At 54.3% G+C, this 13,651-nt stretch carries 16 protein-coding genes; 8 read left to right on the forward strand and 8 right to left on the reverse strand.

Translation table 11 applies throughout. The features are described from left to right. The first annotated feature begins 92 nt into the window (after positions 1 to 92). Both ackA and pta read left to right on the forward strand, forming a co-directional pair. Positions 93 to 1,295 (forward strand): acetate kinase, encoded by a 1,203-nt coding sequence (ackA, locus tag IAE48_RS02505; protein WP_023479643.1) that lies wholly within the window; start codon positions 93 to 95, stop codon positions 1,293 to 1,295. Positions 1,296 to 1,377: 82 nt separating this feature from the next. Then, a complete protein-coding gene (gene pta, locus IAE48_RS02510) occupies positions 1,378 to 3,519 on the forward strand; it encodes a phosphate acetyltransferase (protein ID WP_094421263.1) in 2,142 nt (713 codons plus the stop codon). Positions 3,520 to 3,733: 214 nt separating this feature from the next. On the opposite strand, the gene yfcD is transcribed toward pta, so the two are convergent. The 3 genes from yfcD to yfcF are packed head-to-tail and all read right to left on the reverse strand — an operon-like array spanning position 3,734 to position 5,587. Then, entirely contained in the window at positions 3,734 to 4,282 is a 549-nt protein-coding gene (yfcD, locus tag IAE48_RS02515; RefSeq protein WP_023479717.1) for an NUDIX hydrolase YfcD, read from the reverse strand. Positions 4,283 to 4,336: 54 nt separating this feature from the next. Next, on the reverse strand, positions 4,337 to 4,888 hold the full coding sequence (gene yfcE, locus IAE48_RS02520; protein WP_042712057.1) for a phosphodiesterase: 552 nt from the start codon (positions 4,886 to 4,888) through the stop codon (positions 4,337 to 4,339). Between the two features lie 54 nt (positions 4,889 to 4,942). Beyond that, positions 4,943 to 5,587: a glutathione transferase gene (gene yfcF, locus IAE48_RS02525; protein ID WP_200133363.1), complete on the reverse strand. Its 645-nt coding sequence runs from the start codon at positions 5,585 to 5,587 to the stop codon at positions 4,943 to 4,945. A 134-nt stretch (positions 5,588 to 5,721) separates the two neighbouring features. On the opposite strand from yfcF, the gene yfcG reads away from it, so the two are divergent. Together yfcG and IAE48_RS02535 are read left to right on the forward strand one after the other, a co-directional pair. Beyond that, the gene (gene yfcG, locus IAE48_RS02530) at positions 5,722 to 6,351 is read left to right on the forward strand and encodes a GSH-dependent disulfide bond oxidoreductase (RefSeq protein WP_023479771.1); all 630 of its coding nucleotides are present in this window, start codon (positions 5,722 to 5,724) and stop codon (positions 6,349 to 6,351) included. 39 nt (positions 6,352 to 6,390) lie between these two features. Next, entirely contained in the window at positions 6,391 to 7,284 is an 894-nt protein-coding gene (locus tag IAE48_RS02535) for a TIGR01777 family oxidoreductase (RefSeq protein WP_200133364.1), read from the forward strand. Positions 7,285 to 7,319: 35 nt separating this feature from the next. Here IAE48_RS02535 and IAE48_RS02540 read toward each other — a convergent pair whose 3' ends face one another. Continuing rightward, the gene (locus IAE48_RS02540; RefSeq protein ID WP_200133365.1) at positions 7,320 to 8,864 is read right to left on the reverse strand and encodes a hypothetical protein; all 1,545 of its coding nucleotides are present in this window, start codon (positions 8,862 to 8,864) and stop codon (positions 7,320 to 7,322) included. Positions 8,865 to 8,898: 34 nt separating this feature from the next. After that, positions 8,899 to 9,144 carry a helix-turn-helix transcriptional regulator gene (locus IAE48_RS02545; RefSeq protein WP_200133366.1) on the reverse strand — a complete coding sequence of 82 codons (246 nt, stop codon included), beginning with the start codon at positions 9,142 to 9,144 and terminating at the stop codon, positions 8,899 to 8,901. Between the two features lie 121 nt (positions 9,145 to 9,265). On the opposite strand from IAE48_RS02545, the gene IAE48_RS02550 reads away from it, so the two are divergent. The 4 genes from IAE48_RS02550 (at position 9,266) to IAE48_RS02565 (ending at position 11,311) form a co-directional block, all read left to right on the forward strand. After that, complete coding sequence (locus IAE48_RS02550; RefSeq protein ID WP_200133367.1) at positions 9,266 to 9,526, forward strand: helix-turn-helix transcriptional regulator; 261 nt, start codon at positions 9,266 to 9,268, stop codon at positions 9,524 to 9,526. 78 nt (positions 9,527 to 9,604) lie between these two features. Further along, positions 9,605 to 10,177: a hypothetical protein gene (locus IAE48_RS02555; protein ID WP_200133368.1), complete on the forward strand. Its 573-nt coding sequence runs from the start codon at positions 9,605 to 9,607 to the stop codon at positions 10,175 to 10,177. A gap of 68 nt (positions 10,178 to 10,245) precedes the next feature. Further along, positions 10,246 to 10,743 (forward strand): GNAT family N-acetyltransferase, encoded by a 498-nt coding sequence (locus IAE48_RS02560; protein WP_200133369.1) that lies wholly within the window; start codon positions 10,246 to 10,248, stop codon positions 10,741 to 10,743. Beyond that, positions 10,709 to 11,311 (forward strand): hypothetical protein, encoded by a 603-nt coding sequence (locus tag IAE48_RS02565; RefSeq protein ID WP_233631378.1) that lies wholly within the window; start codon positions 10,709 to 10,711, stop codon positions 11,309 to 11,311. The genes IAE48_RS02560 and IAE48_RS02565 overlap by 35 nt, the downstream gene beginning before the upstream one ends. A gap of 102 nt (positions 11,312 to 11,413) precedes the next feature. On the opposite strand, the gene hisP is transcribed toward IAE48_RS02565, so the two are convergent. Genes hisP through IAE48_RS02580 form a run of 3 tightly spaced genes read right to left on the reverse strand, consistent with a single transcriptional unit; the run spans position 11,414 to position 13,594 of the window. Further along, the gene (hisP, locus tag IAE48_RS02570) at positions 11,414 to 12,187 is read right to left on the reverse strand and encodes a histidine ABC transporter ATP-binding protein HisP (protein ID WP_042712051.1); all 774 of its coding nucleotides are present in this window, start codon (positions 12,185 to 12,187) and stop codon (positions 11,414 to 11,416) included. 7 nt (positions 12,188 to 12,194) lie between these two features. After that, positions 12,195 to 12,911, reverse strand: a complete 717-nt coding sequence (gene hisM / locus IAE48_RS02575; protein WP_200133370.1) for a histidine ABC transporter permease HisM — start codon at positions 12,909 to 12,911, stop codon at positions 12,195 to 12,197. After that, positions 12,908 to 13,594 carry a histidine ABC transporter permease HisQ gene (locus IAE48_RS02580; protein ID WP_023479875.1) on the reverse strand — a complete coding sequence of 229 codons (687 nt, stop codon included), beginning with the start codon at positions 13,592 to 13,594 and terminating at the stop codon, positions 12,908 to 12,910. The genes hisM and IAE48_RS02580 overlap by 4 nt, the downstream gene beginning before the upstream one ends. Positions 13,595 to 13,651: the final 57 nt, after the last annotated feature.

Raw genomic sequence — 13,651 nt, forward strand, 5'->3', positions numbered from 1 at the left:
CATGATGTTAATCATAAATGTCAGCGTCAACCTGCGCTACGCTGTGCGACTCACTGACCTTTTTTAGCCACGTATCATAAATAGGTACTTCCATGTCGAGTAAGTTAGTACTGGTTCTGAACTGCGGTAGCTCCTCACTGAAATTCGCAATTATCGATGCTGTTAACGGTGAAGAGTACCTCTCTGGTTTAGCCGAATGTTTCCACCTTCCTGAAGCACGCATCAAGTGGAAAATGGATGGCGGTAAACAAGAAGCGGCTTTAGGTGCAGGTGCCGCTCACAGCGAAGCGCTTAACTTTATCGTTAACACTATTCTGGCACAAAAACCAGAACTGTCTGCTCAGCTGACCGCAATCGGTCACCGTATCGTCCACGGTGGTGAAAAATACACCCGTTCCGTGGTGATCGATGAGTCTGTGATTCAGGGTATTAAAGACGCGGCCTCCTTCGCCCCGCTGCACAACCCGGCTCACCTCATCGGTATCGCCGAAGCGCTGAAATCCTTCCCGAGCCTGAAAGAGAAGAACGTTGCCGTGTTCGACACCGCGTTCCACACCACCATGCCGGAAGAGTCCTACCTCTACGCCCTGCCGTACAAACTGTACAAAGAGCACGGCGTTCGTCGCTACGGCGCGCACGGCACCAGCCACTTCTATGTAACTCAGGAAGCGGCAAAAGTGCTGAACAAGCCGGTTTCTGAACTGAACATCATCACCTGCCACCTCGGCAACGGCGGCTCTGTTTCCGCTATCCGTAACGGCGAGTGCGTTGATACCTCCATGGGTCTGACCCCGCTGGAAGGCCTGGTAATGGGTACCCGTTCTGGTGATATCGACCCGGCGATCATTTTCCATCTGCATGACACCCTGGGCATGAGCGTTGAAGCGATCAACAAAATGCTGACCAAAGAGTCTGGCCTGCTGGGCCTGACCGAAGTCACCAGCGACTGCCGTTATGTAGAAGATAACTACGAAACCAAAGAAGACGCGAAGCGTGCGATGGACGTTTACTGCCATCGCCTGGCGAAATACATCGGCTCTTACACTGCGCTGATGGATGGTCGTCTGGACGCGGTGATCTTCACCGGCGGTATCGGTGAAAACGCAGCGATGGTACGCGAGCTCTCCCTGGGCAAACTGGGCGTGCTCGGCTTCGAAGTTGACCACGAACGCAACCTGGCTGCCCGTTTCGGCAAGTCTGGTTTTATCAACAAAGAAGGCACCCGCCCGGCGATCGTTATCCCGACTAACGAAGAGCTGGTGATTGCGCAAGACGCAAGCCGCCTGACTGCCTGATAGCTTACCCACACCGCCAGCCAACGCTGGCGGTGCTGTTTTGTAACCCGTCCGCTTCGACGGTAACGAAAGAGGATTAACCGTGTCCCGTATTATTATGCTGATCCCTACCGGAACCAGCGTCGGCCTGACCAGCGTCAGCCTTGGCGTGATCCGTGCTATGGAACGCAAAGGCGTTCGTCTGAGCGTCTTTAAACCGATCTCCCAGCCACGTGCGGGCGGCGATGCGCCTGACCAGACCACCACCATCGTGCGCGCTAACTCCGGGCTGCCGGCGGCTGAACCGCTGAAAATGAGCCACGTCGAGTCGCTGCTCTCCAGCAATCAGAAAGATGTGCTGATGGAAGAGATCATCGCCCGCTACCACGAAAGCAGCAAAGACGCTGAAGTGGTGCTGGTTGAAGGCCTGGTCCCGACCCGTAAACACCAGTTCGCCCAGTCCCTGAACTTCGAAATCGCGAAAACGCTGAATGCGGAAATCGTCTTCGTCATGTCTCAGGGCACTGACACGCAGGAGCAACTGAAAGAGCGCATCGAGCTTACGCGCAACAGCTTCGGCGGCGTGAAAAACAGCAACATCACCGGCGTTATCGTCAACAAACTGAATGCCCCGGTTGATGAGCAGGGCCGTACGCGCCCGGATCTCTCTGAGATCTTTGATGACTCCTCAAAAGCAAAAGTAGTGCATATCGATCCGGCACAGCTGCAAGAGACCAGCTCTCTGCCAGTACTGGGCGCGGTGCCGTGGAGCTTCGATCTGATCGCCACCCGTGCGATCGATATGGCGCGCCACCTGAATGCGACCATCATCAACGAAGGCGACATCAAAACCCGCCGCGTGAAGTCCGTCACCTTCTGTGCGCGCAGCATTCCGCACATGCTGGAACACTTCCGTCCGGGTTCACTGCTGGTGACCTCTGCCGATCGTCCTGACGTGCTGGTTGCTGCCTGCCTGGCAGCGATGAACGGCGTTGAGATTGGTGCCGTGCTGCTGACCGGCGGCTACGAGATGGAAGAGAGCGTGCGCAAGCTGTGCGAACGCGCGTTTGCCACCGGCCTGCCGGTATTTATGGTGAACACCAACACCTGGCAGACCTCCCTGAGCCTGCAGAGCTTCAACCTGGAAGTGCCGGTTGACGATAACGAGCGTATTGAAAACGTGCAGGAGTACGTTGCCCGTTACATCAACGCGCAGTGGATCGACTCCCTGACCGCCACCTCCGAGCGCAGCCGTCGCCTCTCGCCGCCAGCCTTCCGTTACCAGCTGACCGAGCTGGCGCGTAAAGCGGGCAAACGCGTCGTACTGCCGGAAGGCGACGAGCCGCGTACCGTGAAAGCGGCCGCTATCTGTGCTGAACGCGGTATCGCGACCTGTATCCTGCTGGGCAACCCGGATGAGATCAATCGCGTTGCGGCAGCACAGGGTGTTGAGCTGGGCGCCGGGATCGAAATCGTCGATCCGGACGTGGTGCGTGAAAGCTACGTTGCTCGCCTGGTTGAGCTGCGTAAAAGCAAAGGCATGACCGAAGCCGTGGCGCGCGAGCAGCTGGAAGACAACGTGGTGCTCGGCACGCTGATGCTGGAGCAGGATGAAGTTGACGGCCTGGTTTCCGGTGCGGTTCACACCACTGCGAACACCATTCGTCCGCCGCTGCAGCTGATCAAAACTGCGCCGGGCAGCTCGCTGGTCTCCTCCGTATTCTTTATGCTGCTGCCGGAACAGGTTTATGTTTACGGTGACTGTGCAATCAACCCGGATCCGACCGCTGAGCAGCTGGCCGAGATCGCGATTCAGTCCGCTGACTCCGCAACCGCGTTCGGCATCGAGCCGCGCGTGGCGATGCTCTCCTACTCCACCGGCAACTCCGGCGCGGGTAGCGACGTTGAGAAAGTGCGTGAAGCGACTCGCCTGGCGCAGGAAAAACGTCCTGACCTGGTTATCGACGGTCCGCTGCAGTATGACGCCGCGGTTATGGCGGATGTAGCGAAATCTAAAGCGCCGAACTCGCCGGTTGCCGGTCGCGCTACCGTGTTCATCTTCCCGGATCTGAACACCGGTAACACTACTTACAAAGCGGTGCAGCGCTCTGCCGACCTGATCTCCATCGGGCCGATGCTGCAGGGTATGCGCAAGCCGGTGAACGACCTCTCTCGTGGCGCGCTGGTAGACGATATCGTCTACACCATCGCTCTGACCGCGATTCAGGCGTCCCAGCAGCAGTAAGATGTCGGATGGCGGCTGCGCCTTATCCGACCTACGGTTTGATAAGCTTCTCCGCCACCAGACAAAAAAAGGCGACCTTCGGGTCGCCTTTTTTATACGGAGGATTGTAGGCCGGATAAGCGCAGCGCCATCCGGCAAAAACACCCTCCGCAGCCGCAAACCGGCAATAAAAAAGCGACCCTCAAGGTCGCTTTTTTCTGCAAAGCAAGAGAGGTTACTCCGTCTCCTGCTCGCGCTTTTCCACATCATTGCTGGCGTTACGGCTCATCCACAGCGCCAGCGCTTTCAGCGAATCGTCGGTAAACTCGTCGCAGCGGGCGGTGATCTCTTCCGGCGTCATCCAGAAGACTTCACTCACCTCCTCTTCCTGCAGGGCAAACGGCCCGTGGGAGACGCAGCTGAACAGCCCGCCCCACACCCGACAGTGCTCATCTTCAAAGTAGAACTGACCATGCTCGGCAAACGGTACGCCAGCAATGCCCAGCTCCTCTTCCGCTTCGCGGCGCGCGGACTCCAGCAGGTTTTCACCCGCCTGTACCACGCCGCCCGCGGTGGCGTCCAGCTTACCGGGCATAAAGTCTTTTAGCTCGGTACGACGCTGCACCAGAATATTGCCCATCCCATCATGCACCACAATATAGGTTGCGCGATGACGCAGGCACTGCGCGCGCATTTGCTCCCGGCTGGCCTGTGCGATCACCTCATTGTCTTCGTTGACAATATCTACCCATTCCATGCCTGCAAAATGACTCTGTTCCACCATCGGGACATCTTCTCTTTATGGCGCTCTTACGGCGCGTTTCGGTTGACGGGTAAATTACGGATTAATCGCAACCTGCGCAATAACCCGCTGATCATTAAGTGCGATAACACGTAACATATTCTCTTCCAGCATGCCGTAACTGGCGGCAAATCCACCTTTCGGAATAGAGACCGAACCGGGGTTGAAGTGCACAATCCCATCACGCTGCTCGGCAACCGGAATATGGGTATGCCCATACACCAGCACATCGCCTGCCTCCAGCGGCGGAATATTCTCCGCGCCGAAGAGATGACCGTGGGTCAAAAACAGGCGGCACGCGGGTAACAACACCTGCTGCCAGGGCGCGGTAATGGGAAAGCGCAGCAGCATCTGATCCACTTCGCTGTCGCAATTGCCGCGTACGCCGATAATCCGGCTCGCCTGCGTATTGAGCCGTTCTGCCACCTGCGCCGGATTATACCCCTCCGGCAGCGCGTTACGCGGCCCGTGATTGAGTACATCGCCAAGCAGAACCAGCCAGCGGGCGCCGCTTTGCGCGAACCGTTCCAGTATGCGTTCCGTCGCGGGCAACGACCCGTGAATATCCGATGCAAACATCAGTTTCATCACTGCACCTCTTTGAAAAAAACGCCCATATGATACCGGAACGCGAAGCGCTTATCAGCCCGCGCGCTTAGCGGAAAGTGCAACATAGCGCTGAACCGAGGAGCGCTGCCACTGGAAGGTGGCGTACTCCGCTAAGCGCTCCGGTACCGGGTCGCCATGCATCACCAGCCGGTTAAGCATCAGAGCGAGATCGACATCGGCAATACACCACTCGCCAAACAGGTTCGGCTTGCCGTGTGCCAGCAATTCGCCCGCGATGGCAAACAGCTTATCGGCGCTCGCCTGGCCTGCTTCGCTGAGCGGCGCTTTTTTCGCCCCGGCAAACACAACATCCGTTGAGCGCGCTTCACGGATCGGCAGCAGATCGCTGCGCAGCCAGGCCTGCACCTGCCGCGCGCGGGCGCGGTTCTCGCGGTCATGGGGATAGAGACGCTCCCACTCCGGCGGCGCAAAACGCTCGTCGAGGTATTCGGCAATCGCCGAGGACTCGCTCAGCACAAAGCCATCAATCTCTAAGGAAGGAACACGTTGCGTCAGACGAAAGCCGGGCCAGCCCGCGCCGTGCTGCGCGCCGCTCGCCAGATCGACGGTTTTCAGCGTGAACGGCAGCGCCTTTTCATGCAGGGCAACGTACGCCGACAGCACATACGGGGAGAAGTACTCTTTGTCAGACCACAACGTGATTGCCGGTTCGCTCATAACATCCTCGTTTAGCGGATAGGTTTCGACCAAAATATAGCCTCTTCTGCCTTCTGTCACTCGCGGAAAACGTTGTCATTACCGGGAACACCTATACTTAACAGGCGACGCCCATTCCGCTCACAGGAGTTTCGATGATAGACCTCTATTTCGCCCCGACACCGAACGGCCATAAGATAACGCTGTTTCTCGAAGAGGCCGGGCTGCCGTATCGTCTGATCCGCGTAGATATTAGTAAAGGCGAGCAGTTTCGCCCGGAATTTTTAGATATCTCACCAAATAATAAGATCCCGGCGATTGTCGATCATGAACCCGCCGACGGCGGTGCACCGCTTAGCCTGTTCGAGTCGGGCGAGATCCTGCTCTATCTGGCGGAGAAGTCCGGCCAGCTCCTGAGCGGTGAGCTGCGCGAGCGTCATGTCACTTTGCAGTGGCTATTCTGGCAGGTGGCGGGACTGGGGCCGATGCTCGGGCAGAATCATCACTTTAACCACTTCGCGCCACAGCCGGTGCCCTATGCCATCGAGCGCTACCAGGTGGAGACGCAGCGGCTCTATCAGGTGATGAATAAACGTCTTGAGCAGGTGCCGTGGCTGGCGGGCCAGCACTACAGCATTGCGGATATCGCCGCCTGGCCATGGATTAATGCGCATGCGCGCCAGCGTATTTCGCTTGAGGATTACCCGGCGGTCTTTAACTGGTTTGAGCGCATTCGCACGCGCCCGGCCACTGAGAGTGCATTGCAGAAAGCGCAGCTGCCATAAGCTGCGCGTTTTAAGGATAATCACGCTTCGGAGGGAAGCATGAAGATACTCGTTACTGGCGGTACCGGCCTGATTGGCCACCATCTGATCCCCCGTCTTCTGGAGTTACACCACAGCGTAACGGTGGTCACACGAAATCCGGCCAAAGCGCAGCAAAAGCTTGATGCCCGCGTCAGCCTGCTGAAGGGGCTTAACGATCTTGCGGATCTCAACACCTTTGATGCGGTGATCAATCTGGCAGGCGAACCAATTGCTGATAAGCGCTGGACCGAGGAGCAGAAGCAGCGCTTGTGCAACAGCCGCTGGCAGATTACGCAGCAACTGGCGGATTTGATCAAAGCCAGCGACAACCCACCGCAGGTGCTGATCTCCGGTTCCGCCTGCGGCTACTACGGCGATCTCGGCGAAGTGGTGGTAACAGAAGAGGAGCCGCCGCATAACGAGTTTACCCATAAGCTCTGCGCGCGCTGGGAGCAGATCGCCTGCGAAGCGCAGAGCGACCGCACCCGCGTCTGCCTGCTGCGCACCGGCGTGGTGTTAACGCCGAAAGGCGGCATTCTCGGCAAACTATTGCCGCTCTTCCGCCTCGGTCTCGGCGGGCCGATTGGCACCGGCCGGCAATATATGGCCTGGATCCATATCGACGATATGGTCAACGCCATCCTCTGGCTGCTGGATAACGATCTGCGCGGGCCGTTTAATATGGTCGCCCCTTACCCGGTGCGTAATGAGCAGTTCGCTCACGCGCTCGGTCATGCCCTGCACCGCCCGGCGTTTATGCGCGCGCCCGCCACGGCTGTACGCCTGATGATGGGGGAATCCTCGGTGCTGGTGCTCGGCGGCCAGCGCGCGCTGCCTAAACGCCTGGAAGAGGCCGGGTTTGCCTTTCGCTGGCACGATCTCGAAGAGGCGCTGACGGATGTGGTGAACTAATCAATTAATGCGCACTGTTAGTGCGCATTTTATTATTAGTTGAAAATGTATTTTTGAACAAGCTTAAAACCTTGCTTTGGAATAAGCTCAATCACTATTAAATCGTCCTTACTCATTTCAATAAAATCATTATCAATTTTTAATTTCACTGCAATAAACTCGATAGATTTCTTTGGCAGCACAATAATACTATTAAATATTTTTATTTCCTCACCACTCTCCTCAACATACCTAAAGTTAGCATTTACATCATCATTACTACTATCTAATGCAGATTTAATTTCTTGATTAACGTAGACACTAATCATAGGATTAGAATCTAAATCATGACTATAAAGAATATTATCACTTTCAAGCAATTCGGCAACTGTTTTTAATTTCTTATGTTCTTCTGCCGTAAAATTAACATTTGATGTAAAAGCAACCAAGTTATTCGTTTTCTTGGAGATAATCCTAGCGACCCTTGTATATTTAAGCAATGTAATAATTGAAGGGAATTTCTCGCTCTCTTTAAGATCTACAAACGTATTTCCCAAAATAACCTCTCCATCAACCTCAAGCTTGATGACGAATTTCCAGCCTGCATTTAGCTTCTCGTAAAGATTGAAAACTTTTTTAAAAAAGGGCAATTTACTTATATCTATGCCTTGCCATTTTTTTAATTTAGATGAAAAGGTCATATTGCCATTGTTATTTTTAAAATCAAACGCAACCGAAAAATGAAGTAGCCCGTCATAACAACCTCCACAAAAAGAGATCGCTTCGTTACCACCAACTAGCGCTCCACCAATATCATCAAGACTTTCAATTTCATTATTACTCTCACCAACTAATGAAACTTTCAATAAAGCTTTTTTTTCAAGAGCTGAGAAGATTAACTTACCTTCTTGTTTATCAATTAGATCTTCAAAAATAGGCGATCCTGAAAAATTCACATCCTTGTTATCCAGTCTTAGTGTCTTACCTGCCCTAATTAATTCCGAAAAATCTTTTTGATACTTTTCGTAATCATTGATTGAGGCGGTAAGCTCAACAGGTACGTTAGCATTCAATATAAAAGACGTTGTTCCTTTACTATATGATGAGACCACGTCAAATCTCGAATCCAATTGTGCAATAGATTGCGAGGTTGCAATATGAGCATTTTCGATAGTTTGAACGATAAATTTCTTAGGGAAGCCAGTTAGAGACATTGTTAACATATCTAATGCGTCTTGATGTGTTATTGATTTTATCCCTATGTTATTTCTAGCGTCAGCTTCAGCATCACGCTTCCATTTATTTAAAGTTTTAATAGAGTAAGGAGATGTGTTTTTATCAATTTTAGTGGCACAGTTTGCACAAAGCCATATTCCGTTTTCGAAAGATTTCCTATACTCAGAAGACATTGAAGCATCATATCTTGGCCCTCCTGGCGCAGCCGCACATATATGAGAGGCCACACCAATAGTAAAAGAATCATTGTTACCCTTTGGACCTTTCGTGCTGACACGGCATGAGGGATTTGAGCATATATCATTAACCCTATCTTTAAGCTCTCTAATAACTTTTTTTGTAAAATCGTCACGATTCTTTGCCATATATATCTCTGCCAATGTTGAGTTTATATTCCATTCATTTCAAATAGTAGCTTTGAATATAAGCTGCCAAATCCTCCTCAACCGTATAAAAATAGCAGACTGGCACGTGCAAGACTCCCGCCAGCCTGCAGGCCAATGCGAAATCAGGAGTATGAATGCCTTTTTCATACTGATTCATTCTTGCGCTTGCAGTGGCCTCATCAATCCCGGCCAAGATACCTAACTTCTGCTGTGATAACCCAGCTTTCAACCTTGCCGTCTTTAACCTATGGGGAAGCATAAAAACTCTTTTTTTCTGGAAGCAAAGTCATGATTTTGGTTTTGTGCCATTGAGAAAACGCTAAGTATTACTTAGTATTTGAGTACATTATTTGAGCCACCTCATTTATTAAGGAAAATATATGAAAACAAGTGATGGCATACATCCCGCAGATATCATTGCAATGCTGCATAAACGTAAAATGTCTTTAGCGGCACTATCACGACAAGCAGGTTTAAGTTCATCTACCCTTGCAAACACGCTGCAGCGCCCCTGGCCTAAAGGGGAAAAAATTATTGCTGAAGCACTGGAGTTGGATCCTGCAGTAATCTGGCCCGAACGCTATTTTGATGAGGAAGGAAACTATATTGACCGCTCAACACGTATACGCAGGTCTACATGATTAACTTTCAGAGACAAGCATAGTCTCTCATGATTGCAGCAGTGGTAAGCTACGCCTTTTAAAGCAAAAGGCTTGCCATTGACCCGGTCGCAAAAAATCCGCCTCTGCGCACTCTGTCTGCTGCTTCTGGTATGGGCACTCTGGATGTGGGAGAGCAACAAGCTGGCGGTGACGGTTTTTATGCGTGATGGCGCGCCCGATACGCCATTTCTGCTGGTAGTTGCCCTGCTGACTGGAGTCTGGTGTGGCTGGCGCAGGGCAGTACGCGGTGAGGCGAGCGCATTTAAGGCGTTAGCCCCGTGGCAGCTTTTCCTCAGCGTCGCGGCCTTTGTTGGCGTTACGCTGCTTAATGTCCCGGAAGGCTGGGTTCGCCTGACGGCAGGCGAAACGGTACAGAGCGACGTCACCTTTCGCCTCACCTATCCCGGCCCTTCGCTCGGGCGCAAAAGCCACTGCGAAGCCGGGCTGCGCATTGATGATGCGTGGCTCGGGCGATTAGTCACGCTGTGCACCCACACAGAGAGCGTGCCGCGCGACGCCAGCTCGGTGCAGGTCGAAAAACGCCTCGCCGCACGCGGGGCCTGGTTTACCCGCTACCGTTTTATCGCTGAGAATGGCAAAACCTACGCCTGGCAGCCTGCTATCCCCTAATTTTTGTGGCACTCGCGCGCGCCTTTGCAGTGCTAAGCTTCTTCGTTTGATTCTCACAAGGACGCGTCATGACGTTGCAGACCCCCCGTTTTACCCTCACGCCATTTCAGGCGTCTGACTGGCCCTTCTTTTTGCAGATACGTCAGGATAAAAGCGTGATGCGCTATATGGCTGAGATCGCCTCTGAAAGCCAGATCCGCACCCTGTTTGAAGATCGGCTTAACGATCCGAATGCCTTTGTGATCCGCGATGAGCAGGGTCATGCAATTGGTGATGTCGGCCTGCGCCCGAGTCCACATCTTTTGCAGGAAGCGGATGTCGGCTACTCGATCCTGCCTGAAGCACAAGGCCAGGGCGTGGCGTCAGAAGTGGTTGCCGCCCTGTGCGATTTCGCCTTTACCCAGCGCGATATTCACGCCCTTAACGCCTGGGTGCTGTCGGACAACCTCGGCTCGGTGCGGGTGCTGGAGAAGAGCGGTTTCACCCGCGTACAGGTGCTGGAGCAGGCCTATTTGCTGCGCGGGAAATATTATGATGACTGGATCTATCGCCGTGAAAAGCACTAAGAGGATGTTCAAATCAGCCAAAGCGAAAGCCACTCTCGGGGTTGTGATCTTCTTTTTGTGGGTGATATGGCTGCTTTTCTCCAGCGGGTTTAGCCACAAGGTCTATCTGAAAAACGGTGAGCCGGATCCCTGGATTATCCTGATCGTTGCCGTGCTGGTGGGATTGTTGGCGGCCTGGCGCGGCCCCTTTACGACGCTGCGCAATAAGCTGCTTTGTTTTGTTGTCCTGTGTTTGCTTAGCCTCGCAACCCTGTGGAACGTGCCGGAAGCGTGGGTAAAGTTTACTGCCAGCGAGATAGTAGAGAGTGAGGTAACGTTTACTATTGGTCACCCAGGCCCGCCCATCACCCGCACCAACCGTTGCCCGGCGGGGCTGCGCTTTTACGATGCGTGGTTAAACCGCCCGATTGAACTCTGCACCCGCGACGCGCTTGTGCCGCCTGGTGCGCAAACGGTTCAGCTTGAGAAGCGCGTCTCCGCACGTGGGGCGATATTCACCCATTACCGTTTTATTTCCGCCTCAGGTATTCCGCAAGGCTGGTGGCCGGTTAATCGCCCGGATAAGTGATATTGCGACGGCGCAGTGCCGGATGGCGGCGTTCGCCTTATCCGGCCTACAACAGCGCTTCCCGTAGGCCTGATAAGCGCAGCGCCATCAGGCAATCATGGCTTACTTCAGCGATCCCTTGAGGAACTGCTGCAAGCGCAGGCTTTTCGGGTTGCCGAACAGCTCATCCGGCGTGCCCTCTTCTTCAATTTTGCCCTGATGCAGGAAGATGACGTGGCTGGAGACATCGCGGGCGAAGCCCATTTCGTGGGTAACCACCACCATGGTTTTCCCCTCTTCTGCCAGCTTCTGCATGATGCGCAACACTTCACCCACCAGCTCCGGGTCGAGGGCTGAGGTTGGTTCATCGAACAGCAGCACTTCCGGCTCCATCGCCAGCGCGCGGGCAATCGACACGCGCTGCTGCTGGCCGCCGGAGAGATGCACCGGATACTTGATCTGCTGCATCGCATCGATACCCACTTTCGCCAGGTATTTTACCGCCCGCTCGCGCGCCTCCTGCTTGCTCAACCCCAGCACCTGAATCGGCGCTTCCATCACGTTCTCCAGCACCGTCATGTGGCTCCACAAATTGAAGTGCTGGAACACCATCGTCAGGCGCGTGCGCAGCAGACGCAGCTGATTCTTGTCGGCGACTTTCAGCTGGCCATCTTTGTCGCGCACCAGATTGATATTCTGCCCGCTCACCACAATGGTGCCTTCGCTCGGTTTCTCAAGGAAGTTGATGCAGCGCAGGAAGGTGCTTTTGCCGGAGCCGGAGGAGCCGATGATGCTGATCACATCCCCGGCGTTAGCCCGCAACGACACGCCTTTCAACACTTCATGCTCGCCGTAGCGCTTATGCAGATCGGTAACGTTTAATTTATTCTCAGACATCGTGCTCTCAGTGCGTCGAAGAGGGCTTCATATGCTGTAAAAAGCGCTTTTCCGCCCGGCGGAAGAGGCTAATCAGAACATACGAAATAATGAGATAGAGCACCGCCGCGATACCAAACGCCGTAAAGGGCTGGTAGGTGGCGGAGTTAATATCACGGGCGATTTTCAGCAGATCCGGCACCGTCGCGGTAAAGGCCAGCGCCGTGGAGTGCAGCATCAGGATCACCTCGTTGCTGTAGGCCGGCAGCGCGATACGCAGCGCCGAAGGCAAAATAATGCAGCGGTACATTTTAAAAGATGAGAAGCCATACGCCCGCGCCGCTTCAATTTCACCGTGCGGCACCGAGCGGATCGCCCCGGCAAAAATCTCGGTGGTGTAAGCGCAGGTATTGAGCGTCAGCGCCAGCACCGTACAGTTGAGGCCGCTGCGGAAAAAGGCGTTTAGCAGCTCGGTACCTTTCACAATCTCCAGCGTGTACATGCCGGAGTAGAAGACCAATAGCTGCACATAGAGCGGCGTGCCGCGAAAGATATAGGTGAATAACCAGATCGGGAAGCGGATAAATTTGTTGCTGGAGACGCGCCCGATAGCGAGAAACAGCGCCAGTATGCCGCCCATCACCACCGAGGCGATCAGCAGCCAGAGGGTGATCGCCACGCCGGTAATGCGGTAGCCGTCGCTCCAGAGCAGGGATTGCCAGTACTCCTGAATAATCTCAATCACAGGTCGGCCCTCTTCACACCCACCGAGTAGCGGCGTTCAAGCAGCAGCAGGACACCGTTGGAGGCCGTGGTAAAAATGAGATAGATCGCGCCGCAGACAATGGCGAAGTAGAACGGCTCCCAGGTGCTTTTACCTGCGAGCTGCGTCGCTTTCACCACATCTTCCAGCCCCAGTAAGGAGACCAGCGCCGTCGCTTTCAGGATCACCTGCCAGTTGTTGCCGATGCCCGGCAGCGCAAAACGCATCATCGCCGGAAACAGAATACGGCGGAACACCTGGCGGCCGGTAAAGCCAAACGCCGTCGCCGCTTCAATCTGCCCTTTCGGCACCGCCATAAAAGCGCCGCGAAAGGTTTCGGTAAAGTAAGCGCCGTAAATAAAGCCGAGGGTAATGATGCCAGCCACCATCGGATCGATATCCAGCTGCGCCATGCCGAGCGCGTCGGTAATGGCGTTAAGGGCAATTTGCAGGCCGTAGAAGATAAGCAGCATCAGCACCAGATCGGGCACGCCGCGAATAAGCGTGGTGTAACCTTCAAAGATCAGCGCCAGTGCGCGGCTTTTGGAGAGCTTCGCGCCTGCGCCCGCCAGGCCAATCAGCACCGCCAGCACCACGGAGCTGAGCGCCAGCTCGAGGGTCACCAGCGCGCCCTGGAATATCACTTGAGAAAACCCGTGCAGCATGCAGCCTGTCCTGTCGTGTGTGGTGTTTGCCGTGTCTCTTCCCCTCCCTTGCGGGAG

The organism is Kosakonia sp. S57 (assembly GCF_016516575.1).
GTDB classification, from domain to species: Bacteria; Pseudomonadota; Gammaproteobacteria; order Enterobacterales; family Enterobacteriaceae; genus Kosakonia; species Kosakonia cowanii.